Consider the following 26026-nt stretch of genomic DNA (forward strand, 5'->3'; position numbering starts at 1 on the left):
TGTAACTATACATAGGAAAAGGCACCTACCCAAATCCGCTGGGCAGGTGCCTAATTCATTGCGATTATGAGCCGGGACTACTTCTCCGTCGACTGGTAGGACTCGACTGCCTTGTCGAGCTCATCCAGGGCGCGGCCGTATTCCTCGAAGGATCCATCGCGTGCATCCTCAAGGCCCTTCAAAGCCTTGTTGATGTCATCGATGGCGCCAGCCTGATCAGAAGAAGACGGAGCGGAAGCTGGAGCCGAAGGTTTGTCCTCCTTGGCATCCTTCTTATTCTTGTCGTCCTTGGCACCGTCCTTGTCCTCGGAATCGCCTTCGACCTCCTCAATGTTTTGGGCGGACTTGGCATCGATTCCCACCTGCTCAAGGGCATCACCAATAGTCGGGGCGTAGCCTACGCGGCCCTTATAGGACACGAGCACGCGCAACAGCTTCGGGAAGGCAGAAGCCTGGTCCTTGCGCTGCGAGTAGATCGGCTCGAGATACAGGATTTCGCCGCCACCTACTGGCAGGGCTAGCAGGTTGCCGTTGTGCAGGTCATTGGTGCCCTCCCACAAAGTGCGGTCGCGGGCGACCTGGTCGGAGGACATCATCGCATCCTGTGCCTGCTTCGGGCCCTGGGTCTGTGTATTGGTGGGCAGCACGCGCACGGTGATATCGCCGTAGTTTTCCGGATCGGAGGATACAGCCATGTGCGCAGACAAGAACTCGCGGTTGAGGCCACGGTAAGACGTGGTCAGCTGGAAGGTCGGCTTGCCGGTCTTCGGATCTGCGGCCATCACGTAGTACGGCGGCTGATTGAGCTGGCGGGATTCCTCCGCGGTGGGGTCATTCGGCACGGACCAGAAGGCATCGTTATTGAAGAAGACATTCGGGTCATCCACGTGGTAGCGGGCCAAGAGGTCACGCTGCACCTTGAACATATCCTCCGGGTAGCGGAAGTGCTCGCGCAGCTCATCGGAGATCTCCGCCTCAGGCTTAACGACGTCCGGGAAGACGCCCTGCCAGGCCTTAAGCACCGGGTCATTCTTGTCGAACTCGTAGAGGTCCACAGTGCCGTCATAGGCATCGACGGTGGCCTTGACCGAGTTGCGGATATAGCCGACCTTGTCATTGACCAAGCGCTGGGTGGTGCCATCGGGGTTGAGGGTGTCCTGGGTGGCGTCGGAAAGCGAGGCACGCTGGGAGTAAGGCAGGGACTCCAAGGTGGTATAGCCATCCACAATCCACTTCAGACGGCCATCAACCACGGCCGGGTAGGTAGCAGAATCGGTGGTCAGCCACGGAGCAACCTTTTCCACGCGCTCGCGCGGATCACGGTCATACAGCAGCTTCGATTCGCTGCCGACGCGATCCGAAAGCAGGAAATTCAGCTCGCGATACTTGGCGGCGTACATGGTGCGGTCAAAGATATTGCCAATGCCAACCCCGCCCTTGCCGTCATAGGTGTAGGTAGAACTATCGGTGTCATACTCCACCGGGTTATCACCAGTCTTGCCGGTAATCGCATAATCCATGCCATCGGCCGAACCGGCAATGACTGGACCGTAGTAGATGCGCGGCTGGTCTACCTTAATGCCAAGGGACTTCTCTGCATCCTGGGTTTCGCCTTCGCCTTCGGCCTCGCCGGCTTGGGTCTGCAGGTCAGAAACCGTGAAGATGGGGAAACCACCGCGGGCAGAACCGGCATCGCGGGCCACCTCATCAACCTTATTGGCCTGCGCTGCCACAAAGCCGTTGCCGTGGGTATAGACGGTGTGGCGGTTAATCCAGTCCGACTGATTCTCCCGCAGCTCGTTCGGGTCTAGCTCGCGGGCGGCGACGACGAAGTCGCGCTTCTTCCCGTCGATCTCATAGCGGTCCATCGACAGCGTCTCTGGGAAGCCGTAGAAGTTCTTCAGCTGCTGCATCTGGGTAAAGGTAGGAGAAAGAATCTCCGGATCCAGCAAGCGAAGGTTATTGATGGTGGCGTTATCGGAGGCGACCTTGTCATCGGAGACTTCATCCCCGCCCCAGTTGTCCTCATAGGTGACGTGATCATCCGTGAGCCCATAGGCATAGCGGGTTGCCTCAATATTGCGGGCGATGGATTCTTCTTCCTTGGCTTGACGGTTGGGCTGTACGGAGAAGCGTTCCATCAGCAGCGGCCATGCCTGGCCAATGACCAGCGAGGACAGCAGCATCAGCACCACTGCCAGGCCGGGGATACGCAGATCCTTGATGACAACGGCCATAAACAGGGCCACGGCCACAAAGACGCCAATGATCATCAATATGATCTTCGCCGGCAAGTAGGCGTGGATATCGGTATAGGAACCACCGGTGAAGAGGTCGTGCTGGGTATTAAGCAGCTCATAGCGCTCCAACCAGTAGCCAATGACCTGGGTTACCATCCACAGGCCGGCGGTTACCGCCAGCTGCAGGCGGGCTGGGCGGGAAATGGATCCGCGCACACCGGCGGCCTTATTGCCAATCCGGATGCCGCCCAGCACGTAGTGGCCGAAAAGCGCGATGAGGAAGGCCAGAATCAACAAGATGGATAGGGTGCTCACCACCATCTTCAGAACTGGCAACGTGAAGGCATAAAAACCTAGGTCGTGGTGGAACTGGGCGTCTTGTTCGCCGAATTCCTGGCCGTTGAGGAAGAGCAGCACCGTGCGCCAATTAGCCTGACCGATGAAACCGGCGATGACGCCCACGATGGCGGGGATGACCTTGAAGAAGACGCCCATGGACTTCTCAATGGACTTGCGGTACTGATACACCGGCGAGTTCAGGTCCCCAAGGTCGAGCGAATCCGGGCGCCCGCGCCAGGCAAAGTAGCCAGCGGCCCACACCACTGCGGCGGCAATAAGGCCAAAGATGATAAAGAGGACTATTCGCGCAATAATCGCGGTGGTGAAGACGTTCCGGTATTCAATCGCACCAAACCACCTCCAATCCGTGTACACGCCCACGAGCATGGGGCCGAAGAACAAAAGGACGGCAATGATGGCCGCAATGATTGTCGCGACCCGCGGGGGCCGCTTCAACGGGGCGGCTGGTGTGGATGACCCTAAGGACAACGCCAGCTCCAATCAAATAGTGCGAATATAAAACCTGTAGACTTCTTCCAGCTTAAGGAAGTAATACACAGATAACGAATAAGGATGTTCATGAGTTCCCCCGAATTATCACAGCCAGCTTTAAACCGTGCGATGACCGAAGCCGTGGAATTCGTCCACGCCGAAGGCTGGGACGCTCGGCCCACCATCTTCGCGCTGGTTCCCACCCACTTGGTAGCCGATCAGCTTGCCGCGCTCGATGAAGAGGACGCCGCGCCGCTGACCCTCATCGTGCAAGATAATGTGCCCGAAAACATTGAGCCCGGTTCTGAGCAGCTGGCCGATTATGTCTCTCGCCTGGCCTGGCCCCGGGAGGTTGCCGGCGTCATCTTGGCCCAAGAAATTAAGTTCCGCGATACCTCCAGCGAGGACCCCTCCCCTCGCCCGGCGCGCCTTTATTCCGGGGCGCTGCGAGAGGAAGGCATCGAAACTACCTTGCTGCAGCTGCGTCCCACCGAGGAGGAGCTGGAAGCGGCCGGACCGTTCGCAGAGGATGACATCCAGTTGCGCGGTGGCCCACAGGTAGCTCCGGGGGTCATTGCGGCCCTGCGCTATGGGCTGAACCAAGACCCGGATGAGCTAGATTAGACTGAAGTGACAATTCTCGCCTGCGACTAAGGAGCATTTTCCTACCGTGCGACGCACTACTCTCACTCGCCTGACCGCCACCCGCGCCACCGCAGCAGCGCTTCTGCTGGGTGTAGGCGTGAGCACTGCCGCTTGTTCCTCGGACGATGCCGCGCCTGCCGACGCCCCCGTGGAGACCACCGCCGCCGGCGCCGAGACCACCGCCCCTGCGGCGGATACCGCTGAGGAAACCAGCACCGCCTCTAGCTCCTCCACCATTGAGTCCAGCGCTGAATCGAGCGCGGCGGAAAGCTCGGAGGCGTCGGAGGGGGCGTCGGCAAGCAAGGAGCCCGGAACCGAAAAGATGGAAAAGTCTGTGGCCAAGGCCTATGACATCTTTGCTCCGGTAGCGCCCAAGGAGCTTTTCGCCCTCTTTGACCGCTGCGATTCCACGGGCGGGGACGATTCCTACAACTGCTCTGGGCCAGAGGTAGGCCAGTTCCAGTTCTTCCGCTCGCACTCCAAGGCGAAGCAAACCACGCAGGTGCTTACCGAGCTGCGCAGCTCGCAGGTCATTGAGGATGACGGCGACCGCGTCGTAGGCTGGTCTACCTTGGGAACCACCGCGGTCATTACCGTAGTGGACAATAAAGAAGGCATGGTCATGCAACAGATGATCTCTTCCGACCAGGAAGACCCGGAAGAGAAGATCAAGGAGCTGGGCCTAGCTAAGTAGGCCGGCTACTGGCAGGTTTTAATATCCTTGCCGTCCGCGAAGTCCTTCATTGTGGACACTGCCTCATCCAAGGTGGAAACTGCCGCGATGGGCATATCGCCGTGATCGCTCGCGGCGGCCTCGGAGCAATTATCCTTCGGCGCGAGGAAGAGCTCCGCACCCGCCTCGTGCGCCGCGGCGATTTTATGTTGGATGCCGCCAATGGGGCCTATCTCACCGTCTTCCTGAATAGTGCCCGTACCGGCCACGAACTTGCCGCCGGTAAGGTCTTCCTCGTTGAGCTTATCGATAACCGCTAGGGTAAACATCATGCCAGCGGAGGGCCCGCCAATATCCTGCAGGTTGTATTTGACCTTAATATCGTCCTGCGGAACCGAGAGCATGGCGATGCCAAGCATTGCCTGCCCCTTTTGCTGGGGATTCTCCCCGAGCTCTATTTCTTCTTCTTGCTCAGTGCCGCCACGCTGGACGGTCAGCGTGGCCTTATCGCCAGGGCTTTTCTGCTTGATGACGTCCTGGACCTCGCCTGGCTCCGAGACCTCCTTGCCGTCAACTGCGGTTATGACATCGTCCTTTTTCAGCGTGCCCTGCGCCGCGCCTTCATCTAACACTTCCGCGATGGTGATCTTCACCGGCAGGTGGAGGTAATCCATTGCGGCGACGGTTGCGGCAGACTCGGACTGGGTAAAGGCCTGCTTATTGGACTCTTCTACCTCTTTATCGCTCATGTTCTGCGGGATGACGGTATCGATGGGCACGATCGTGTCATCAGTCATCATCCAGCGGCCCAGCGCCTGCGCCAGGGTCATATTGGTGCGCACGGAGACCGTGGTCATGTTGAGGTGGCCGTCGGTGTCATAGGTTTTCGGTGCCTGAACATCAACGACCTGGGTGCCGTCGACCTCCCCCAACGTGTCCACCGTGGGACCGGGCCCCTCAGCGGCATAAGGAACGGTCAAAGACACATCGGTGCCGGGGATATGGTCAAGCGATACCAACGCACCGGTGAGGACGACGGGGATGGCACCCCAGGCGATGGTGCGGACGCGACGGCTAGCAGGAGAATTCACGGATCAATACCCTACAACCTTTGCCGTAGTGTTCGCTGTCAGCGTAGCGGGGATCATGGAAAGTAGCCGGATGGTGCCGGTAGATTAGGACGCATGAGCAACGGATTCGGTTTTTCTTTCCCCAATAACGATGACGACGATAATGACGGACGTCGTGACCAGAACCCGTTCGGCGCATTCGGCGGCGCTAATGGTGGCGGCCTCGGTGACATGCTGAACCAGTTCGGTCAGATGCTATCCGGCATGGGCTCTTCCATGAACTCGCCGGAAAACTCCGGCCCAGTCAATTACGACATGGCCAAGCGCATCGCCCTGCAGCAAATCTCGCAGTCCAAGACGGTAAGCGCGGATGACACCAAGGCCGTAGAAGAATCCGTGCGCTTGGCGGAGCTCTGGCTTGATGACGCCACCTATTTGCCCACCGCCTCCGGCACGGCCAAGGCCTGGGATTCCAAGCAGTGGTTGGAAGAGACCATGCCGGCGTGGCAGCGCATGGTCACCCCGGTGGCCGAGCACATGAATGATGCTCAGCTGGATTCCATGCCGGAACAAGCGCGCGAGATGATGGGCCCCATGACCAAGATGATGAACCAGATGTCTGGCATGAATTTTGGCATGCAGCTCGGCCACGCCTTGGGCGATTTGGCCTCCCAGGCGCTGACCGGTTCCGATTTCGGCCTGCCCATCGCCCCAGCCAATACCGTGGCACTGTTGCCACAGACCATCCAGAAGGTCGCCCGCGAGCTTAATGTTCCTGGCCAGGAGGTGCTGGTTTATATTGCCGCCCGCGAGGCTGCCCGCCAGCGACTGTTTAAGCACGTGCCCTGGCTGGTAGAGCGCATCGTCTCCTCTGTAGAGGAATATGCCATCGGCCTGGTCATTGATACTTCCCACTTGGAGGAAGTCACCCGCGAACTCAACCTCGAGTCCGGCGATCCACAGGCAATCCAGGACGCAATGAGCAAGCTGCAGGGCATGGACCTCTCCCCGCGCATCACGTCCAAGAACACTGCGGCCGCATCTCGCCTCGAAACCCTATTGGCCTTGGTAGAGGGCTGGGCCGAGCACGTGGTTACTGAGGCACTGGGCGAGCGCATCCCGTCGACCTCGAAGCTGACCCAGGCATGGGCACACCGCCGCAGCACCGGTGGTTCCGCCGAGAACGCCTTCAGCAAGGTGGTTGGCATCGAGCTCAATGCCCCTAAGGTCTCTGAGGCCGCAGAGCTATGGCGCCGCGCCACCGTGGCCGTGGGCGCGGAAAAGCGCGATAAGGCTTGGGATCACCCGGACTTCCTGCCCACTGCGGAGCACCTCGATAACCCGGCCGCCTTCATCGACTCCCTGCTGGACGAAGGCCCGGATGAGGGCTTTGAAGAAGAGTTTGCCAAGCTGGAGGAAATGCTGAAGAACGGCGAGGATTCTTCTGCAGCGCAGGGCGACGAGTCCACGGATTCCGAAAAGCCGGAAGGCAAAGACGACAAGAAGGACAAGGGCAACGAGGACGAAGAGAACTAGCAGCCCCAGCGCTGATAGGCCTCAAGATAGCCCTTCGCCCGCTCAGCGTGGGGCGCCCTGTCCGCCCACTGCCAAAAATCCCGCCCATGGCGCGGGATGAAGGTGTGGGTGAGCTCGTGAATGATCACTGAATCCAGCACATAATCCGGCACGTGTTGCAGCCGGTCACTGAGCCGAATATCCGCGGTGGAGGTAGTACAGCTACCCCACCGCGTATTTTGGTTGCTCACCCACCGAATAGAGCCGATGGTTGCACGGCCATCTAAATACGCCGCGTTGAGCCGCCGCGCATGTTCTTCGAGCTGGGCGTCCGTGCGGCGGCCACTGCCCTGTTTCTTCTCCACCCGCGCCAACATGTCTGCGACGGCATCGCGCTCATCCCGCGCGGACATCCACGCGGGAATGCGTACCTCGAGCACCCCGGATACCATGCGCGCCTGCACGGTTTTCTTCCGCTTGGCAGAGCGAATGACTTTGACCTCTGGGGGCTGCGGTGCGGTGGGCTGCGTGCTCGACATGACAGGTGATTGTACCTGTGGTGCAATGGAGACCACATACTTCGGGGGAAGGGGTTAAAAGCGTGGGGATTTCTGCCACCCAAGTGGTCTTGGCGCCAGGCAGCGCAGTGTTGTGCCGCGAGGAAACGGTGATCCAATTTGGCATGGATGCCACCCGCGTTGGGGTTGCGGAAACTGGAAGCGCGCTCACCGTCGCGACGGCTTTCAACACCGCTCGCGAACCAGTGCCCCCGGAGGACTTATCTGAACGACTGCGTGCTGCAGGGCTTGAGAAGGCGGCGGCGCTGAGCCTCATTGAAGACGCGCTGGACTACGGCATCCTCTGGCCACACAACGAGGCCGATGCCAAGGCAGACACCATTGTCCTCATGGGAGAATCCGCCTTGGCGGAGAGGCTCCGCGCGCGCCTTGAGGCGGATGGCTTCCAGGTCCGCATCCCGTTGGAGGAAGACAATGTTTTTTCCTATATCCACGACCTCGACGGCATGTATCCAGTACTCGCTGTGGACCAGCTGCACTGCCCACTGGATTGTGCGAATGCGCTCGCGGGCACAGGCACTACGTGGATTCCGGTATCTTTGCTGGACAATCGTGGCGTCATCGGGCCTGTACGGCTGCGGGGCCAAGGACCGTGCCCATTGTGTGCGCACTTGGCCCGCGTGGATATGGACCCACTGTGGAATATCATCAGCACCCAGCTCACCCGCGTGCGCCGCACGCCAGAAGCCGTGGTGCTCGATGCTGTTACGGCGCATACACAAGTGATCATCCGGCGGCTGATGGGGCGGCCGCTGCCGCCAGGCGCACCGACCGCAAAGCCGCGCCCCGGACAGCAGTGGGAAATCGATGTCTACGGACACCATCAGCAGCGCACCGTCATTGCGCATCCACGCTGCCCGGTGTGCTTCGGCGGCAAGACCAACCTGGCTAGCTGCGAACCGAACGAATAACCTCTAGTACTTGGGCGCCGTAGCGCTCCAGCTTGCTAGGGCCTACGCCAGAAATGAACAGCATCTCTGCCTCATCGGAGGGCAGTTCCTCCGAAATCGCCTGCAGGGTGGCATCGGAAAAGATGACATAGGCCGGAACCTTTTCCTGGCGCGCAATCTGGGACCGCCACGAGCGTAAGGCAGCAAAGACCTCTTCATCGCCGCCGCCTTCACAATCTTCATGGCGGCCTATGACCTTTTCCGCCGGTGTTCCCAGCGGACCAGAGCACACGCGGCAGCGCTTCGGGCGGCGCGAGCGAGCCCCACCGCCGGAGGCATCTTCGGCCGCGGGAACGATGCCATCGAGGAAGCGCGTGCGCTCGCGCGAAGCCCGCGAGCCGGTAGTCTTCGCCAGCGCCCACGACAGTGCGAGGTGCTCACGGGCGCGGGTAATACCCACGTAGAAAAGGCGGCGCTCCTCTTCTACCTGTTCGTCGCCAGCCTTGATGGCATGGTTGATGGGCATAAGCTTTTCCGTTAGCCCCACGAGGAATACAGCGTCCCATTCCAAGCCCTTGGCGGCGTGCACGGTAGCCAGCGTCACGCCTTCCATAGCTGGGGCCTGCTTATCGGTAGAGCGCCGGCGCAACTCCCCCAGCACCCCGTTGAGATCGATGCCAGGAGTGGATTCCACAATCTTTTCAATGAGCCCAACCAGTGCGTTGAGGGACTGCCAGCGCTCGCGGGCCTGGGCGCCCTGCGGCTCGGTGGAGCTCAAGCCCAGCTCGACAAACGCGGCGCGGGCGATCGCCACTGGGTCATCCGGCAGGTCCTCGCGGCGGGTCGCGGCGATGAGCACGCGGATCGCCTCCAGGATTTCCGGGCGGCGGAAAAAGCCCTCGCCGCCGCGGACTTGGTAAACCACTCCGGCGTCAGCAAGCGCCTGCTCAAACTGCTCCGACTGGGCATTGATACGGTAAAGGATGGCAATCTCGGAGGCCGGCACGCCCTGGTCTAGCAGCGTGAGGACCTGGCCGGCCACCTCCTGGGCCTCAATCTCTTCGGACTCATAGGCCTTGAAGGTGGGCTCGGGACCTGGCTCGCGCATGCCTTGCAGCTCCAAGCGCGTGCCAGCTGCGCGGCCGGTAGCCTTGCCGATGACCCGGTTGGCCAGGTCAGTTACCTGCGGCGTGGAGCGGTAGTCGCGCTGCAGCTTGACCACGGTGCCATCCGGGTACGTGCGCGAGAAATTAAGCAGGTAGTCCGGGGAGGCGCCGTTGAAAGAATAAATGGTCTGGTTGGCATCGCCCACCACGGTAAGGTCATCGCGCTCGCCCAACCAAGCGTTGAGCACCCGCTGCTGCAGCGGGGTAACGTCCTGGTACTCATCGACGACAAAGGTGCGGTACTGCTCGCGGAAGGTCTCCGCAATCGCCGGCACATTCTCGATGGCACCTGCGATGTGCATGAGGAGGTCATCGAAGTCCAAGTGCATCATGTCCGGCGTGGCCTTGGACTGCTCGTAGCGGCGGAAGGCCTCTGCTACCTTCGCCGGATCGGCCGGTGCACTGCGGTCCGTATTCGCGATCACGAACTCATAATCTTCGGCACTGACCAGCGCGGACTTAGCCCACTCGATCTCCGCCAGGACGTCTCGAATCATGTCCTTGGAATTATCCAGCCCCACCGAGCGCACCGCGCGGGCAACTAGGGGGAATTTATTATCCAGCAGTTGCCACGGAAGATCTCCTGCTACCTGCGGCCAGAAATACTTCAACTGGCGGCGCGCCGCCGCGTGGAAGGTCTGCGCCTGCACGCCGGCCACGCCCATAGTGCGTAGGCGGTCGCGCATTTCTCCGGCCGCTCGCGCCGTGAAGGTCACCGCAAGCACGCGCTGCGGGCTCACAAAACCCTGGTCCACCAAGTTGGCAATGCGATAGGTAATAGTGCGGGTCTTGCCCGTACCCGCGCCGGCCAAGATGCACACGGGTCCGCGCGGTGCCGTGGCCGCGCGCAGCTGATCTTCATCAAGCAGGGACAAATCCGGCTTAGTCACCGTGATACCACTCCATAATCATCGTGTGTGCAATTGAACCCGGACGTGGAAGCTTTAGCTCAGGCAGCTCGGCGCGCTCCACCCACCGGATTTCTTCCAATTCCCCATCAGTATGGCAGGTGGGGTGGACATCAGCCGTGCGCGCACAAAAGCCCAGCATAAGGGAGCCACTCGGTGGCCACGCCTGCGAGCCCCAATAGCGAATATCATCCACCCTGCGCCCGGTTTCTTCTAGGGCCTCGCGCGCAAAAGCGGCCTCTGCGGTCTCGCCCGGCTCAACGTAACCGGCGATCAGGGAGAAAAAGCTAGTGCGGCGGCGATTGCGCGCCAGCAAAATCCGATCGGTGCCGCTGAGGCGAATAAGCCCGATGACGGCAGGATCTAGGCGCGGGAAGACCATCCGGCGCTCGTCCACAGGATCGCGCCCCACGATTCCCGGTGCTGGGTAGTCCAGCTTGTGACCGGTGCGCGGATCAAAGCGCTGCTCGCGCCGGTTGCGGATCAGCGCAATCGCCTGCAAAATCACCGGCTGGTCCGCAAAGAACGTCGCGCTTTCCAGCCGGCCCAGCTCGCTAGCACCGTCTTCCGGATACGCGCACGCCTGCAGGGTACCTAGGTCCACTACTGCGTGCTTGCCGACGTCCCCGGGAACCTTCTCCACCAGCACCGGCTCCCCCGCTGCCGTAACCGGTACCTGGCCGTGAGGGGTTACTGGGAGGAACATTTAATCCTCATCATCATCGTCCATGACCTCGATGGGCTGTTCCATCTCATGCTTGATGTAGAGCAGGCGGTCGCCCGGCTTCAGCGCGGAGGCATCCGCGGTATCCACGCGGTGCAGCTCGTTGTTGCGCAAAACAGCCAACACGATATCTGCCAGGTGGCGTGGGTTGGAGCCCACCTCGAATTCGCGCACGGCGCGCTCGGCTACGGAGAAACCCTCGTTGGGTGAAAGCAGGTCTTCCATCATCTCCACCACCGTCGGGGTGACGGTGGCTAGGCCTAGCAGTCGACCGGCCGTCTCAGCGGAGGTGACCACGGAATCTGCACCGGATTGGAGCAACAGGTGACGGTTTTCAGACTCGCGCACCGACGCCACGATCTTGGCCTTGGGCGCAAGCTCTCGCACGGAGAGGCAGCACAGCACCGCGGTATCGTCCGTGGATGGGGTAACGACGATGGAGCTGGCGTGCTCTACCCCAGCGATCTTTAGCACGTCCTGCTTGGTGCCGGAACCAAAGATGGTGACCAGCCCATGGTGCTCGGCGTGAGCGAGGGACGCACGGTTGGTATCGATGACCACGATCTGGGAGGACGGAACATCATCGGCCAGCAGCGCGGCCACGGCTCCGGCGCCCTTGGTGCCATAACCGATAACGACGGTGTGGTTACGCAATTGCTTTCTCCAGTTCTGGATTTGGAAAGTACGGCGGGCCTTATCCGTCAACACGGACAAGGTCGCGCCAACCAATAAAACAAGGAAGATCAGGCGGGCAGGGGTAATAAGCGTTAAGTTAATGAACCTGGCCTGCGGGGACACGGGCACGATATCGCCGTAACCCACGGTGGTCAGGGACACCGCCGCATAGTAGGCGGAGTCCAATAACGACATGTCCTCGCTATACCCACCGCCGTCCAAATAAACCACGGCGGTCACGAAGACAACGATGGCAAAAGCCCACAGCACACGCTTGCCCAGCTGACGCCACGGGCTGGAATTTTCATCCCTCGGCACCGTAATGACATCAATGAGCGCGTGATCCGGCTGCGAGGACAGCTCGACCTGCGGCAAGAAGCGACTTCTAAAGCGTGACTTCATTGCCTGCGCACGTTTTTTGGCCACTAGCCCAGCCTTCTTTTCTGGTCTCGAATGATTGCTCAAGAGATTGCGCGCTTACGCAACCGCCCACATACCTTAGCCCTTGTGGTGCTCAACTGACGATTCAAGGAGTTTCTTCAGCTCTTCCCCACGCGGCAGGCGGGAAGGCTCGAAGGTATAGCCATCGTGCACATAATAAAATGCGGCACGAATCTTTTCCCCGCCGTGGATGCGGCGCCAGGCCTCTGCGTAGACCGCTAGCTGTATCTTGGCAGCATCCATAGCTTCTCCCTGGGGTGGGCGGCCGGTCTTCCAGTCCACCACCATCCAGGTGCCATCCTCCATGCGGAATACCGCATCCATGCGCCCGCGCACCACGGACTCACCAATAGTGATTTCAAAGGGCGCCTCCACGTGCTCCGGCTGGCGCTCGGCCCACTCGGAGTTCAGGAAGGCCTGCTTGAGCTCTTCCAAATCAAAGTCCTCCGGTTCATCGATTCCCGGAAGTTCTTCCTCACCCAATAGCGCCGGACTGCCGAAGCGGTCCTCCAACCACGCGTGGAAGGCGGTACCGCGCTTGGCATAGGAATTCGGCTTAAACGGCACGGGGCGGCGCTGCCTGCGGGCAAACTGAAGCGGGTCTGCCCGCAGCGCAACCATGTCAGAGGCGGTTAGCTCGCTGGGTAGCTCAACGTCTACCACCGGCTGTTGCAGGGCCTTATACTCCTCAATGAGAGCGCCAGCTTCCTGCTCCCATAACTCAAAGGTTTCACCCCGGCTCAAATCTGGGAGTTCCTCCATTGCTGCAAGGACTAGGTCCGCACCGGCAACTGCCTCTGGGCTAGCCTCAAGCGCTGGGAATTGTGCGCTCTCCCCAAAATCATCCTCGGAAGGCTCGTCGGGGACGGACCACTCCACCACGTACTGCGGGAATTGCTCTTTCAGACGCTCTAGGTATTCATAAGGAACTTTCTTCTTCTTTCCATTGGCGTTATTGGTGCCCGAGCCGGTAACGGTCAGGGTAGATTCGGTACGCGTCAGCGCCACATAAAAAAGGCGCGCCGATTCCTCCGCCTTGATGGCGCTATCTGCTTTCTTAAACTCCTCGCACGCGTTTTGGAAATGCGAGCGCTTTTGGGCATCCTCCGGGACCTCAATATAGTCATCGTCTCCCGGGACCTTATCGATCCTGGACAGGAAGGTCTCTGCTTGTGCGCTATAGCTAGACGAATCCGCATGCACCACGCAGACGTGTTCCCATTCCAAGCCCTTGGCCTTGTGCGCGGTCATAATCTGCACGCGGTCAGTGGCCGCAGGAACCTCGCCAAGGTCTAGGCCATCTTCCTTTTCGAGCGCTAACGCAAAGTAATCCAAGAGCGCATACAAAGAATCACCGTGGAAGCCCGCGACGATATCGGCAAATTTATCCAGATGTGTCGCGCCCCCTGCGCTTCCACGCGCAAGGACTTCGGTGCGGATATTAAACAATGCTTCAATATCGGCGAAGATATCCACCAGCGGTTTGGAAAGAGAATAGGTGCGCAGGTGTCGCAGTTTGGCAGAAACCTCTTCCATACGGGCCAGGCCTTGCGGGGTATAGCGGTCTCTCTCACCTAGATCGGCCAGGGCGTCGGAAAGGCCGACGCGCTGATCCGGCTCCTCAGCGGTGACATCTTCCAGCTGCGCACGCAGGTAGTCTTCCGGGTCCATCCCCGGCTCCCAGCGCAAGCGCTCCTCCCTCGCGCCGGCCAGGTTTCGTTGGCGGGAAGCAAGCGCTTGAATATCACTAATTCCCAGGCCACAGATGGGCCCTGCCAACACCCGCACTGCCGCAGGCAAGTCTTCTGGGCGCACGAGCATGGTGGCAATAGCTACGAGGTCCTGGATTTCTGGCTGCCACAACAGGCCACCGAGACCAATGATTTCATTGGGTACGCCCACTTTGTCTAGCGCCGCAGCGATGGGGGCGGAGTGCCTATTTTTACGCACCAAAACCGCCGCGCTGAAAGTATCTCCCTCGCGCTTTTCCCACTGCTCTTTCAGGTACTCGGCAACGAATTCACGCTCGCGAACCTCGCTGTCGAAGTACGCCAACTGGATGTCGCCTTCGCCCTTATGCGGGGCGGCAGAAAGCTCGTCCACGGGACGTTCAACGCCTTCGAATACGCCCTCCGCCACTGAGTTAGCCAAGTCCAGCGCACCAGAGGGGTTGCGCCAAGAGGTGGTCAACTGGTCCTTCGGAGCGGGTGTGCCCGGCGCAACCGGGAAGTCCTCCACGAAGGCAGTGAGGTTTTCAGAGGTCGCACCACGCCACCCGTAGATGGCCTGCATTGGATCACCCACGGCCGTCACAGAAAGATCCTTTTGCTCCCCTCCGAACAGGCTTCGTAGAAGCACGCGCTGGGCATAGGAGGTGTCTTGGTACTCGTCTAGCATGACGACCTTATAGCGCTGGGATTGTTGCTTGCCCACCACAGGATGGTCGCGCGCTACGCGGGCAGCGACGGCCATCTGCTCGCCAAAGGTGATGACTTGTCGCTCGGATTGTTCCTTTTTCAGGGCCTCCAGCAGCGGCACGTACTGCACGCGGCGCTCCTGTGTGTGAATATAGTCCAGCAACGTCTTTGAGTATTCGGGGCCATTCTTTTGGGATTTATCGAGGTTATCGATGTCCGCCCGAAAATCGCGAGCATGCTCGGCGATGTGACTCGTGTCCTTGAGCCCATTATCGATGTCTTGGCTGAATTTCAGCAGGGTCTCGGTAATCGTGGCTAGGGCGCGATCATCCTCCAGCTGGCCGGTGTAATTGCGCACCACATCGTAGGCCAAGGAATAGCGCTCGGCCTCCGTAATGATGCGTGCGGTGGGCTCTACCGGAACCAAGAGCCCGTATTCACGGACGAGTTCTCCCGCGTAGGAGTCATAGGTGGCTACCTTAGGCGCGATGTTTTCTAGCGCTTCTGCCACCTCGCCGCCTGGCGGGATGAGGCCGGAATCGCGCAATTTAATCATCTGCCGCCGGATGCGCTGCTCCAGCTGTTGCGCGGCCTTACGGGTGAAGGTCAGGCCGAGAACCTGCTCCGGGCGCACATAGCCATTGGCCACCAGATACACCACGCGCGAGGCCATGGTTTCTGTCTTTCCGGCACCAGCGCCGGCAACCACGAGTTTGGGGCTAAAAGGGCCTTCGATGACATGGGCTTGTTCCTCGGTAGGCGGAAAGTCCTTGCCCAAGGCTCCAGCGATCTGCTGTGGGGAAAAATTGCTCTTAGGCATCGGTAGTCATCCTTCCTTCTTCCTGCACGGGGCAGATGGAGCGAATTGGGCACTTATCGCAGTCTTTATTGGTGCGCGCAGTGATGCGCGGGCCGCGCATCTCCTCCACCAGCGGGGGCAGAAGTGCGGCGAACTCTTCCAGGGCCTCCGGCGATTTATCGCTTTGCCAAATCTCACCAATCTTTTTGGTGGTCGCACCCGGATACACCAGCACACCGCCCTGGCGCGGCATACCTTCGCCGTCGTGAACCTGGTGGCCGTCAAATGCGCCATGGGCAAGCGCGAGCTGATAGGTCATCAGCTGCACATGGTCCTCGCCCTCTTTCTTAGCCGGCGTGTTTCGACCCGTCTTGAGGTCCACCACCAAGTAATTTCCCTCTCCATCGCGAAGCAGACGGTCCATATAGCCGCCGATGCGCACCTCCTCGCTGACGCGTACACCTACGGGGATTTCCACACCGGCAAGCTCTTGATTGACCTCGGATTGGCGCGCCCATTCCCGGGCGCGGTCCAACAGGGTGGAAAACTCATCGAGCTTGAAACGCAATTGCCACTGCGGTACGTCCTGAATGCGCTCGAAAGCCTCCATCACCAATAGCTTGGCCTTTTCCGCATCCATTCCGCGGCCAATGGCTTCAAAGAAGGCGTGCGCCAAAGTACCGCGGAGCAGGTGCTCCTCGGTACTTGGGTCCTCGGCCACATTTCCTAGCACGGCCTTGAGCGGGCAGTTGAGTAATGCTTCCACCCGGGAGGGTGACAAACTGCCGCTGGTATGCAGCGGCATTTCAGCTGCAACGGAGCGTGCAGACCACCACTGCTCCGGGTGGGCGCCAGGGATACCGGCTGCCGCTAGCCGAGCGAGCTGGCGCGCTGCTTGTTTGCGCTCAACCTCACCGGATTCCGGATTGGTAACTACGCGGCGCAATTGTGCGACAAAGGCCGGCACGGACAGCACCGCCACATCGAGGGGATCCACCTCGAGCCCGTCGCGCAATGACACGGGTGCGGGTTCGGGCACATCGAGGCCCAGTTCGCGCGGGAGTTGGGTGCGGCGCAGCGCCCGCTTTGCTTGCCGACGCGCAGCCTGGCCAGGCACGTCCACACCACGGCCAGCGAATTCGCTAATGAAACGCGAAGGTTCAGAGACCGTATCACCTTCCGGGTTTTCCACAGCAGCAATGAGCAGGCGCTGTCGGTGGCGCGTGGTAGCGACATGGAAGAGTCGACGCTCCTCTGCCAAACGGGAGGCAACGTGGCTGACGGGGGTATCGGGATCAATATCGTGGTCGAGGAGATCGATGAGATCTTCTTGACCAAAGATGGAGCCGGTCTCCCCTAGCGAAGGCCAGCTTCCTTCCTGTGCGCCGGCCACAATGACGGTATCCCATTCGCGGCCCACGGCGCCGTGTGCAGTCAGGATCTCTACTGCCTGCGGAATAGCGGTGCGGCGGTCACGCACACCGGTGGGAAGTTCCTGTTCGGTGATATGCGTCAGGAAGGCGCGCAGCGAGGAATCAGGGCGGCGCTCGACGTAGTCGCCTGCGGCGTCAAAAAGCGCCATCATTGCATCCAAGTCGCGGTCGGCCTGCGAGCCGGTCGCACCACCGCGCAGCGCCGAAGCCTGCAGGCGGTTATCGAGCTCGGTTGCGCTCCACACAGCCCAGAGGACCTCCTCCACCGAGGCCCCGGAGGCGAGTGCGTCCCGGCCGGCGCTTAGAACCGCGCGTACACGCTCCAGAATGGAGTATTCGCGCTCAGTAAGTTGCCCATTAAAATCTGGAAGCTCGCCATAGAGAAGACCACGTAGACTATCGATGCCCCGGGTGGTGGAATCCCAGCGGCGCAGACCACGGATAAGGCGGCGCAGGGTGACGGGATCGGCGCCACCCACGGGGCCGGTGAGTAATTCTTCCAACTCCGAGTTTGCTAGGTCTTCCTCCAAGGCACGCAGGGCGAGCAGCACGGCGGAAACCAAACGCTGTTCGGCTAAGACGACGTCGGTAGGGCTAATGTGCACGGGCACGCCGGCGGCCAAAAGAGTGCGGCGCATCTGCCCAATATCACCGGTTGAACGAACGATGACGGCGATATCGCGCCAGGGGACGCCGTCTTCTAAGTGACGGCGCCGCACGGTATTGGCTACGACGTCACGCAACCTGCCGTCCGAATCCACAATGGAGATGCACGCCGGTGAGGGTGTGCGGTGAGGCTCGGTGAGCTCGATGTCGTGTTCAGCTGGGAAGTCCCGCAGGAAACGCGAGCTAGCACCACGGAAGGCAAAGACGGATTGATCGGCATCACCGCCTACCACCACGAGATCCGCCTGCGGGGCCATTTCGCGAATGAGCTTGCCCGCAGTGGGGTCAAGCAATTGCGCATCATCGACAATGATGGTGTGGAAGGGGTGCTCGCGCAGTAGCTGGGGGCGCTGAAGAACCGCGGTAACCAATTCCGCAGCGGAATAGGAATGGGCGCGGGAAAGGAGCTGCACGCGTTCGTACTCGCGCAGGAATTCACCCGCCGCGGACCACATGGGGCGGCCGTGCTCGGCACCGAGGCGCTCTAGGTCGCCCGGGCCCAAGCCGCGTTCAATGGAGCGCAGAAGGAAATCGCGCAGCTGCCGGGCGAAGCCCACATATTCCAGCGCGGGCCGCATCTCCGCGGGCCACGAGCCATGCCCGTCTTCTGCTTGGCCAGTGAGCAGCTCGCGGATGACGGCGTCCTGCTCCGCACCGGTAATAAGTCGGAGCTCCTCCTCGGCTGCTGTGCGCAGCAACGCGAATGCTAGGGAGTGTACGGAACGCACCATGGAGGTCTGTGCGGCGTAATCCTCGAGCCGCTCAGAGAGCTCGCGGCGCAGCCGGGCGCCGGATTCCTTCGAGGGAGCGATAACCAGGATGCCGGAGGGATCCGCGCCGGTCTGCCGGGCTTTATCCAAGGCATGAATGACGGTATCGATAAGGAAGCTGGACACACCGGTGCCGGCGGCACCGGTTACCTTCCAGGTACCGGATTCGGGCAGGTCAACAGGCCAACTGCGGGTCGTGGCGGACTGGGTACGGGGAACGAGGCGCACCTGCGGGGACGGTGGAAGGACCACTCCCGCACGCGCGGTGGAATGGGGGTCGTAACTCACCGCTCCAGTATGGCAGATGCCCGCGACACCAGATGCTGCTCCACCCGCTCAATGTGCGAACGCGTGTTTGAACGCGACGCGGAGTGCAGGTCATTGATATGACGGCGATACGACACAGCGCGCAACAGCAATTCCGGCATACCGGGTACATGACTAAAGCGCTGACAGATCCCATCATCGACTGCTTGGCCAATGAGCCCATCCACAATAACCAAAGCGGCCGTCCAGCCGGCCGGGCGCGGGGATTCGCTCGGCACAATGTCCACAATGCCCGGCGGGTTGGAGCCGTGGTAAACCGTAGTGGTGAGAAGAGCGGTGTGGGCGGGGATAAGGGGGACGTCGGCAAGCAGGGCTGGGCGATAAGCCTCGCCCGTTTCCTCCCAGGCGGCGCGCTCTGCGCGAGCGAAGGCATCGCTACGCTGCCCGTTGGGAAGGGGTACCTCAGCTATAGCCGCGTCGAGGCGCAACGCCATCTGTGCGGTTTCATCAATTCGCCCGCGTACTTGGCCCGGAATAAACTGGGTAGCCTTCCACCCTGCGGCCGTGTGCCGACCATCGCTAGACAGCACCGGCCGGGAAACGCGGGCCCCCTGCACGCTGAGGCGCTCGCGCACCTTAGCGGACCAGGCGGCAAACGGACCGGCCTGGGAATAAACCACGTCGCCCACCTTGATGCCGTTATCCCACACCGGGCCCAATTGATCGCCCTGCACGCGGCGAGTACCAGTGGCACCGGTTTCCGCGTGGAAGGCGCTTAAAACATGCTCTGGGGGAAGCGGCATCCTTAACTCCTATTCGGGTTGGTGGGGATCCTTATTATCCGGATTCGGATAAGGCCACGGGTTTGGTGAGCAGGTCACATCCTCATCAGGATAGACCTCGCTGGGCTTGCGGTCGTGCAATTCTTTGTTGTTAAGGTCCAAGGTCTGCTGCATCATGATCGGCGCTAGCTTGCCCTGGCCGCCACACGGCTGGTGGGCCGCATAGCCAATGGCATGACCCAACTCATGGTTGATGACGTACTGGCGATAATTGCCCAAATCGCCTTCAAAAGGCGTGGCGCCGCGCACCCAGCGGGCCTCGTTGATAATGGTGGTGGACTCGCCCGTAATGGTGGTGTGGCAGGAGGTTTCCGTTTCAATCTTCTCGCCACAGCGCTCTGCGGCGGTGCCGAGCGAAGTCAGCTGGATGCGGGTATCCGGTTCCGCATCAGCGGCCACGTGCTCGAACTCAAAGTCCTTATGCGCGGTCCAGCCGCGCGGGTCAGACAAGGTGGCCTCCACCATGGCGGCAAAAGACTCATCGCCTCCATACGGTGCGGTATTAAGGCCATCTTCTACCTCGATGGAATAGCGCACCTTTTGCTCGCCGCCCTTACCGGTAACGGCGCCAGGCTCGCCTACCTCGTGGAAGGTGCCCTTGCCCTGCTTGGTATAGGAGCCACCGGGTGGCATCTCGCTGATTTCCCGCTTGACCGCTGCAGCATCGGCAGGATCAGGGCCCATCTTCTCCGTACTCGTTGGGGCAGCTTCGCTAGTGCCTTCCGCCTTTTCTTCAGAGGAAGAGGCGGTGGCGATATCGACGATGAACCAAATGGTCAGCGCGATCATGAGGGGGATAGCCACCACGCGCCACCAGCCATATTGACGCGCAAACCGGACCACCGCATTGGGGTGGTCCGGCGCATGGCCCTGGCTCCGGTGAGCGTGGTGAGTCTCCCTTTTTTCCATGGGGCCTTAGGTTACCCGTTTGCATTTAAAAAAGCTGAATCAGCAGCCCTATGCGCTCGCCTTAGGCGCCGGCGAATCCCACGGCGTGCTTCTTTGCAATGCCGACCTCGACGTAGACCACGCGGTCAGTGCGCACGAGGTACTTGCGGCCCTTGTCATCTTCCAATTCCAGGGTGGAGTTATCTGCCAGGGCACTGTTGATCTTCTGCGTCAGCTCGGCTTGGTCACCTGCAGCGCTAATGACCAGCTCGCGAGCGGTATCCGCGAAGCCAAACTTGATATCCATGAAGATTCCTCCTCTAACTAGAGTTTTATTGTCAATGGCCCCACTATAACCATCCCGGCTACTATCAAGGTGTGTCTGACATAAAATCCCAGCCACCGAGCTTCGCGGAACTCGGCGTTGCGGCCGAAATCTGCGATGGTCTCGCCACTCGTGGCATCACGCGTACTTTTGCAATCCAGGAATTAACCCTGCCCATCGCGCTATCTGGCCAGGACTTGATTGGCCAAGCGCGCACTGGCATGGGCAAGACCTATGGCTTTGGCGTGCCGCTTTTGGACCGCGTCTTTGATGACGCCGATATCGACGAGCTCGATGGGACCCCGCGCGCCCTCGTGGTGGTCCCCACCCGCGAGCTTGCCCAGCAGGTCACCGAGGACTTGCAGGTGGCTGCCGCCCACCTGCCCGTGCGCTTAGCCTCCATTTACGGCGGCCGTCCCTACGAGGAACAGATCAAAAAGCTCAACAAGGGCGTAGATGTCATCATTGGCACGCCTGGCCGATTGATCGATCTCCACGAACGCGGCGAACTGCAGCTAGATCGCGTTGCTATCTTGGTGCTCGATGAGGCCGACGAGATGCTGGATCTGGGCTTTTTGCCATCGGTGGAGGCGATCCTCAAGGCACTCGATGGCAATGCCCACCAAACCATGCTCTTTTCCGCCACGATGCCGGGCGCAATTTTGACGCTCGCCCGCCGGTTTATGGAAAAACCCATCCATATCCGCGCCGAATCCGGCGAGCAGGATTTCACCCATTCCTCCACTCGCAAGGTCACCTTCCAGGCCCACCGCATGGATAAGGTTGCCGTCGTCGCTCACGCCCTGCAGGCCTCCGGCCGCGGGCGCACCATCATCTTCGCTCGCACCAAGCGCGCGGCCGCCCAGTTGGCCGATGATCTTGCCCGGCGCGGCTTCCACGTGGGCGCGGTCCACGGCGATCTGGGGCAAAAGTCGCGCGAGAAGTCGCTCCAAGCCTTCCGCACCGGCCAGGTGGATATCTTGGTCGCCACCGATATTGCCGCCCGCGGCATCGACGTTGATGATGTCACCCACGTCATCAACTATCAGGTTCCAGATGATCCGATGACCTTTGTCCATCGCATTGGCCGCACGGGGCGCGCCGGCCATACGGGCACCGCTATCACCATGGTGGGCTATGATGAGCTGGGCAAATGGCAGGTGATTAATGATGAGCTGGATTTGGGTGAGCCGAATCCGCCGCAGTGGTTCTCCACGTCCCCGGAGCTGGCCCAGGCTCTAGACATCCCCGCGGATGTAGAGGAAACTGTCGGCCCTGAGACCAAGGTCGTGGGCCAGGTGCCTGTCCGCGAGAAATCCCCCACCCGTACCACCGCGCGCCGCGGCAGCTCCCGGCGCAGGCGAGGAGGCCGCCGATGACTAAAGCTCCCATTTTGCGCTCGACCCCCGCCGATTGGAAGGCTACCGGCATTATTGCCGTGGTCTGCGCCATCGCGGTCGGCGGGGCGGCTATTACCGCCAATATTAATCAAGCGCATCTCAGCCAAGCGGACGTTCCTGGGGATAAGGATGCACCCGCGCTTGCCGACGTCCCCGAGGCCCTCCACGAGTCCTTCAGCCTCCCCAACGAACCAGTACCCGGCCAATACCGGGCGGTTTCGGCACACGGCCTGACCATCACGCACGACGATCACACGCTCACCGCCACCAACCCGGACGGCTCCGAGGCTTGGACTTATGAGCGCACGGACGCGGATCTGTGCTCGCTGTCTACTGCGTGGGGCAAAATCGTGGCGTCCTATAAAACCGGCGTGGGCTGCGGGGATACCGTGGCGATTAAGGCCGCAACTGGCGAGTATGACAGCACCCGCAGCGCCGTCAACTCGGAAGCGGTAGTACCCGTTTCCTCTAATGACCGGGTAGGAACGGTCTCTACCGACCGCATTGATCTGTGGCGCTCCGATTTGGTGCGCACGGTGGAATACGGTGACGTGGAGGCAAAACAGGAGCCGGACAAGCAACCGCATGAGGACTGCACCATTAGCTCCGCCCTCACCCGTACCGAGAATTTGGCACTGACCGAGTCCTGCCCCGATAAGCCGGGTACCACCTGGCTGCGCTTCCAAGACACCACCCCTGATGATTCCCGTGAGCCCGATATCGCTGCCGATGTGGACATAGCCACCGACGGCGCCCGCCTTATCGCCGTGGGGCAAAAGGCCGCCGCTATCTACCGCCCAGGCCCGCACCCCACAATCGAGTCCTATGACAATAAGGGAGAAAAGCTGGACTCTACTTCGGCACAACGCTCTCCAGACATAGACGCGGGCGCCTCCCCGTTCACCCCGGCAACCGCGGACCTGCCGCACCATATGACGTGGTTTGATGGCTCCCGCCTCTACCTTTTTAAACCAAGCGACCTCGCAGTGGATCACGTGGTGGACGATGCCATCGGCACCCCCATCGCCGTCGCCGAGCACATGTTGGTACCTACCGAAGCAGGCATTGCTGTCATGGATTGGTCCACCGGCAAAACCTTGCGAACCATCCCGGTTGATCGCGGCAGCTACCACGGCCCCGTCTACCTCACCTTGGCGGGCGACACCATCGTGGAAACCCGCGGCGATCAGGTCGTGGGCCTAAGCGCCGATTAATATCCCTGCAACACATAAAGGGCCGCGCCTTCCGGTTTTCCCGAGGCGCGGCCCTTGTGCGCGTGGCAGCGAATTTAGAAGTTTGCTGCCGCCCACTCCGTGGAAGCGCGGACGAACATCAGCAGGAAGATGACTACTGCGGCGCTTACCAAAGTGACCGCACCAAGTAACGGCGATCCACCGCTAAACATCTGGAAGGAGCTCGCTGCCAAGATGAGCTCGACCAAGATAATGGCTCCCCTACCCCAGCGCTTTCCTTTGACCATGGCCCAAGCGCCGACGATGACAAAACCAAAGACAATAAAGATAAATAGTGCGGTGCCTAGCCCCACAAAGCTTCCGGAGCCCGAGTCCGACACCATGGAACCATTTTCTGCGCCGGTCACCTCGCGCACAATCAGGAAGATACCGAAGCAGATGACGGCGATGGACTGAACCACGGCGAGCGCTGCGGCCACAAGGACCGGCTGTGGCGCGCCCTGCTGGGTCTTCGCCTCACGCGCCGGCTGCGCCGAGGCCACACTTTGCTTTTTGTTTACCTGCTTTTTCTTCTGCTTAGACACAAAGCCACAGTCTACTCACCGGTCAACGCCATTTCCTTGTGCGCCACTCAGGTTTCGCGGGGGCAGGAGTTAGCCGGGCAGATTTGACGCTTCTTCAGTCACCACACTCAAGGATTTTTGGACAATACGCCAGTTCAGCGAGTTTCTCACAGGGTTCTTTCAACTCAATCGTGGACTCAAATGACCCCCACACTAGTTTCATTCACGTGAGGTTGACCACAATTTTGCCTCTACCCCTAGCGGAGTCTGAGTAAACATGTCATGATTCTGGGGTAGCAAAAAGAAAGAGGATGTAAACCTCTTCTTAACTTGAAGGAAACTTCAAGTAACCACAATGTGAACCATTGGCGGCGGCGACGCTGGCCCGACCTCGAGACCGGGCCCCACTGCACGCAGACCAGTTCACACAACCACCCACCCTGGCATTGGTTGCTTTTCATTTTCATGAAAAGCGCTTGTGCTTACTGCTGTCGAATTTTTGTTAGGAGATATCAATCATGGATTGGCGCCACGAAGCTGTTTGCCGCGACGAAGACCCCGAGCTGTTCTTCCCAGTAGGCAATTCTGGTCCTGCACTTACCCAAATCGCTAAGGCCAAGCTGGTCTGCAACCGCTGCCCTGTTGCCTCTTCCTGCCTGAAGTGGGCGCTGGAATCCGGCCTGGACGCCGGTGTCTGGGGCGGCCTGTCTGAAGAGGAGCGTCGCGCCCTCAAGCGTCGCCGCAACCGCGGCCGTGGCCGCGCTCGCGTTTCCGCTTAATAAACGGCCCCCAATTTTCGTTTCGGCGCCCTTAGCCGCTACAGTTGAATAAAGTTCAGATACCCTCAACGAAGGAGTGCGCAATGAGCAAGCGTGGTCGCAAGCGCAAGGATCGCCGCAAGAAGTCCGCTAATCACGGCAAGCGTCCTGGCGCATAACGCACAGCATTACTCAAAGCCCGGTTCCCTCGGTCACTTCGACCGTAGAACCGGGCTTTTGCTATGTCAGACGCAAATCGATGTCGTCTCCTAACTCCCCGCTTGACCTCTCCGTGCCTTAAGTCCAATGTGATCGGGCCGAATTGAACACATTGGGGTCTCAATTCAGCCCTTCCGCCCTCAATTCGGCCCGATCAGTATGGACTCAAACAAAAAGTTGAAAGATCATGAGACCAGACCCCACCACAGCGGGTGAGCAACAGTGCCTACCACGCCGTGTCGATGCGGGTGATCTCTATCGAAATGCGGCGGCGCAGCGCCTGCGGCGCCTTAGCCTGGCCGTTACAACAGTTGCGCACTAGGGAGCGGATAATCTCCTCGCTCTCGAGGCGCTGCTGACAGAAATCGCACTGGGCAATGTGCTCGCGGATAGCGAGTGCGCGGGCATAGGTGGTCGATTCATCGAGAAGCTCGCACAGGAGGGCCTGTACCTCTGGGGAGCTACACGCACCACAGTTGTGTTCCGTTGCGCGGTCCATTACTTCTCCTCCATGTCTGGGTGTTCTAATCCAATGCCTTGTTCTCGTGCCACGTCTTTCAACGCTTTCCGGAGCAATTTTCTTCCCCGGTGCAACCGGGACATCACCGTGCCCAGTGGAGTATCCATAATTTCCGCAATTTCTTTATACGCCAGGCCCTCTACATCCGCGTAGTACACTACCATCCGGTAGTCATCGGGCAGGTCATTCATGGCCTCTGAAATGGTGGCATTTGGCATATCCTTAAGCGCAGCTACCTCGGCGGATTCCAGGCCAGTGGAATCGTGCCCAGCAGTGGTATAGAGCTGAAAATCGCTCAGATCATCGGCCGAAGACTCCGTGGGTCGGCGCTTCGCCTTGCGGTAGGAGTTGATGTAGTTATTGGTCATGATGCGATACAGCCAAGCCTTAAGGTTTGTACCTTGCTTGAAGGAATGAAAGGACTTATAGGCCTTGAGGTAGGTCTCCTGCACGAGGTCCTCAGCATCTTGCGGGTTGCGCGTCATGCGCAGGGCACCGCCGTAGAGCTGGTCTAGCAGGGGCAGCGCTTCCGCTTCGAAGCGGCGCTGCAGCTCCTTTTCGCTGATTGTTTCTTTAGCCACAATTTCTATCCTAACGCGTAGCGCTAGAA

At 60.2% G+C, this 26026-nt stretch carries 22 protein-coding genes; 8 read left to right on the forward strand and 14 right to left on the reverse strand.

Going from position 1 to position 26026, the window contains the following annotated elements; translation table 11 throughout:
• Positions 1–77: 77 nt before the first annotated feature.
• On the reverse strand, positions 78–3035 hold the full coding sequence (locus tag QP934_RS08230; RefSeq protein WP_419127292.1) for a UPF0182 family protein: 2958 nt from the start codon (positions 3033–3035) through the stop codon (positions 78–80).
• Positions 3036–3158: 123 nt separating this feature from the next.
• On the opposite strand from QP934_RS08230, the gene QP934_RS08235 reads away from it, so the two are divergent.
• Complete coding sequence (locus QP934_RS08235) at positions 3159–3695, forward strand: PPA1309 family protein (protein ID WP_005322346.1); 537 nt, start codon at positions 3159–3161, stop codon at positions 3693–3695.
• Between the two features lie 46 nt (positions 3696–3741).
• Positions 3742–4410 carry a beta-N-acetylglucosaminidase gene (locus QP934_RS08240; protein ID WP_419127278.1) on the forward strand — a complete coding sequence of 223 codons (669 nt, stop codon included), beginning with the start codon at positions 3742–3744 and terminating at the stop codon, positions 4408–4410.
• 5 nt (positions 4411–4415) lie between these two features.
• Here QP934_RS08240 and QP934_RS08245 read toward each other — a convergent pair whose 3' ends face one another.
• Complete coding sequence (locus QP934_RS08245; protein ID WP_419127279.1) at positions 4416–5480, reverse strand: PDZ domain-containing protein; 1065 nt, start codon at positions 5478–5480, stop codon at positions 4416–4418.
• A 93-nt stretch (positions 5481–5573) separates the two neighbouring features.
• On the opposite strand from QP934_RS08245, the gene QP934_RS08250 reads away from it, so the two are divergent.
• Positions 5574–6995, forward strand: a complete 1422-nt coding sequence (locus tag QP934_RS08250; protein ID WP_419127280.1) for a zinc-dependent metalloprotease — start codon at positions 5574–5576, stop codon at positions 6993–6995.
• Here the strand turns inward: QP934_RS08250 and QP934_RS08255 are convergent.
• The gene (locus tag QP934_RS08255; RefSeq protein ID WP_337888237.1) at positions 6992–7513 is read right to left on the reverse strand and encodes a M48 family metallopeptidase; all 522 of its coding nucleotides are present in this window, start codon (positions 7511–7513) and stop codon (positions 6992–6994) included. The two genes, QP934_RS08250 and QP934_RS08255, sit on opposite strands and share 4 nt — an antisense overlap.
• A 62-nt stretch (positions 7514–7575) precedes the next feature.
• On the opposite strand from QP934_RS08255, the gene QP934_RS08260 reads away from it, so the two are divergent.
• Positions 7576–8463 (forward strand): hypothetical protein, encoded by an 888-nt coding sequence (locus tag QP934_RS08260; RefSeq protein ID WP_419127281.1) that lies wholly within the window; start codon positions 7576–7578, stop codon positions 8461–8463.
• Here the strand turns inward: QP934_RS08260 and QP934_RS08265 are convergent.
• The 8 genes from QP934_RS08265 to QP934_RS08300 all read right to left on the reverse strand — a co-directional run bounded on the left by QP934_RS08265 (position 8441) and on the right by QP934_RS08300 (position 20745).
• On the reverse strand, positions 8441–10498 hold the full coding sequence (locus tag QP934_RS08265; RefSeq protein WP_419127282.1) for an ATP-dependent DNA helicase UvrD2: 2058 nt from the start codon (positions 10496–10498) through the stop codon (positions 8441–8443). The genes QP934_RS08260 and QP934_RS08265 overlap by 23 nt on opposite strands.
• Positions 10491–11222, reverse strand: a complete 732-nt coding sequence (locus QP934_RS08270) for an NAD(+) diphosphatase (protein WP_419127283.1) — start codon at positions 11220–11222, stop codon at positions 10491–10493. Before QP934_RS08270 ends, QP934_RS08265 begins: the two co-directional genes overlap by 8 nt.
• Positions 11223–12341: a potassium channel family protein gene (locus tag QP934_RS08275; protein WP_419127284.1), complete on the reverse strand. Its 1119-nt coding sequence runs from the start codon at positions 12339–12341 to the stop codon at positions 11223–11225. It lies immediately after the preceding gene.
• Positions 12342–12413: 72 nt separating this feature from the next.
• On the reverse strand, positions 12414–15593 hold the full coding sequence (locus QP934_RS08280) for an ATP-dependent helicase (protein WP_419127285.1): 3180 nt from the start codon (positions 15591–15593) through the stop codon (positions 12414–12416).
• Complete coding sequence (locus QP934_RS08285; RefSeq protein WP_419127293.1) at positions 15586–18693, reverse strand: ATP-dependent helicase; 3108 nt, start codon at positions 18691–18693, stop codon at positions 15586–15588. Before QP934_RS08285 ends, QP934_RS08280 begins: the two co-directional genes overlap by 8 nt.
• Positions 18694–18725: 32 nt before the next feature.
• Complete coding sequence (locus QP934_RS08290; RefSeq protein WP_287555721.1) at positions 18726–19511, reverse strand: hypothetical protein; 786 nt, start codon at positions 19509–19511, stop codon at positions 18726–18728.
• A 9-nt stretch (positions 19512–19520) separates the two neighbouring features.
• Positions 19521–20459, reverse strand: coding sequence for a DUF3152 domain-containing protein (locus QP934_RS08295; protein ID WP_419127286.1), 939 nt, complete (start codon positions 20457–20459; stop codon positions 19521–19523).
• 61 nt (positions 20460–20520) lie between these two features.
• Positions 20521–20745: a DUF3107 domain-containing protein gene (locus QP934_RS08300; RefSeq protein ID WP_005322370.1), complete on the reverse strand. Its 225-nt coding sequence runs from the start codon at positions 20743–20745 to the stop codon at positions 20521–20523.
• A gap of 71 nt (positions 20746–20816) precedes the next feature.
• Here QP934_RS08300 and QP934_RS08305 point away from each other — a divergent pair, with 71 nt between their 5' ends.
• Both QP934_RS08305 and QP934_RS08310 read left to right on the forward strand, forming a co-directional pair.
• Complete coding sequence (locus QP934_RS08305) at positions 20817–22142, forward strand: DEAD/DEAH box helicase (protein ID WP_198492676.1); 1326 nt, start codon at positions 20817–20819, stop codon at positions 22140–22142.
• Positions 22139–23377, forward strand: coding sequence for a hypothetical protein (locus tag QP934_RS08310; RefSeq protein ID WP_340419228.1), 1239 nt, complete (start codon positions 22139–22141; stop codon positions 23375–23377). The genes QP934_RS08305 and QP934_RS08310 overlap by 4 nt, the downstream gene beginning before the upstream one ends.
• A gap of 74 nt (positions 23378–23451) precedes the next feature.
• Here the strand turns inward: QP934_RS08310 and QP934_RS08315 are convergent, their stop codons facing one another.
• On the reverse strand, positions 23452–23940 hold the full coding sequence (locus QP934_RS08315; RefSeq protein ID WP_049378770.1) for a hypothetical protein: 489 nt from the start codon (positions 23938–23940) through the stop codon (positions 23452–23454).
• A gap of 497 nt (positions 23941–24437) precedes the next feature.
• Between QP934_RS08315 and QP934_RS08320 the strand changes: the two genes are divergently transcribed.
• Together QP934_RS08320 and QP934_RS08325 are read left to right on the forward strand one after the other, a co-directional pair.
• Positions 24438–24698: a WhiB family transcriptional regulator gene (locus tag QP934_RS08320; protein WP_005322377.1), complete on the forward strand. Its 261-nt coding sequence runs from the start codon at positions 24438–24440 to the stop codon at positions 24696–24698.
• 83 nt (positions 24699–24781) lie between these two features.
• On the forward strand, positions 24782–24856 hold the full coding sequence (locus QP934_RS08325; protein ID WP_100067784.1) for a 50S ribosomal protein bL37: 75 nt from the start codon (positions 24782–24784) through the stop codon (positions 24854–24856).
• A gap of 266 nt (positions 24857–25122) precedes the next feature.
• Here the strand turns inward: QP934_RS08325 and QP934_RS08330 are convergent, their stop codons facing one another.
• Positions 25123–25395, reverse strand: a complete 273-nt coding sequence (locus QP934_RS08330; RefSeq protein WP_198492673.1) for an anti-sigma factor — start codon at positions 25393–25395, stop codon at positions 25123–25125.
• Positions 25395–25997, reverse strand: coding sequence for a sigma-70 family RNA polymerase sigma factor (locus QP934_RS08335; protein WP_005326558.1), 603 nt, complete (start codon positions 25995–25997; stop codon positions 25395–25397). Before QP934_RS08335 ends, QP934_RS08330 begins: the two co-directional genes overlap by 1 nt.
• Between the last annotated feature and the right edge of the window lie 29 nt (positions 25998–26026).

Source organism: Corynebacterium sp. MSK122 (assembly GCF_030229435.2).
Taxonomy (GTDB): domain Bacteria; phylum Actinomycetota; class Actinomycetes; order Mycobacteriales; family Mycobacteriaceae; genus Corynebacterium; species Corynebacterium marquesiae.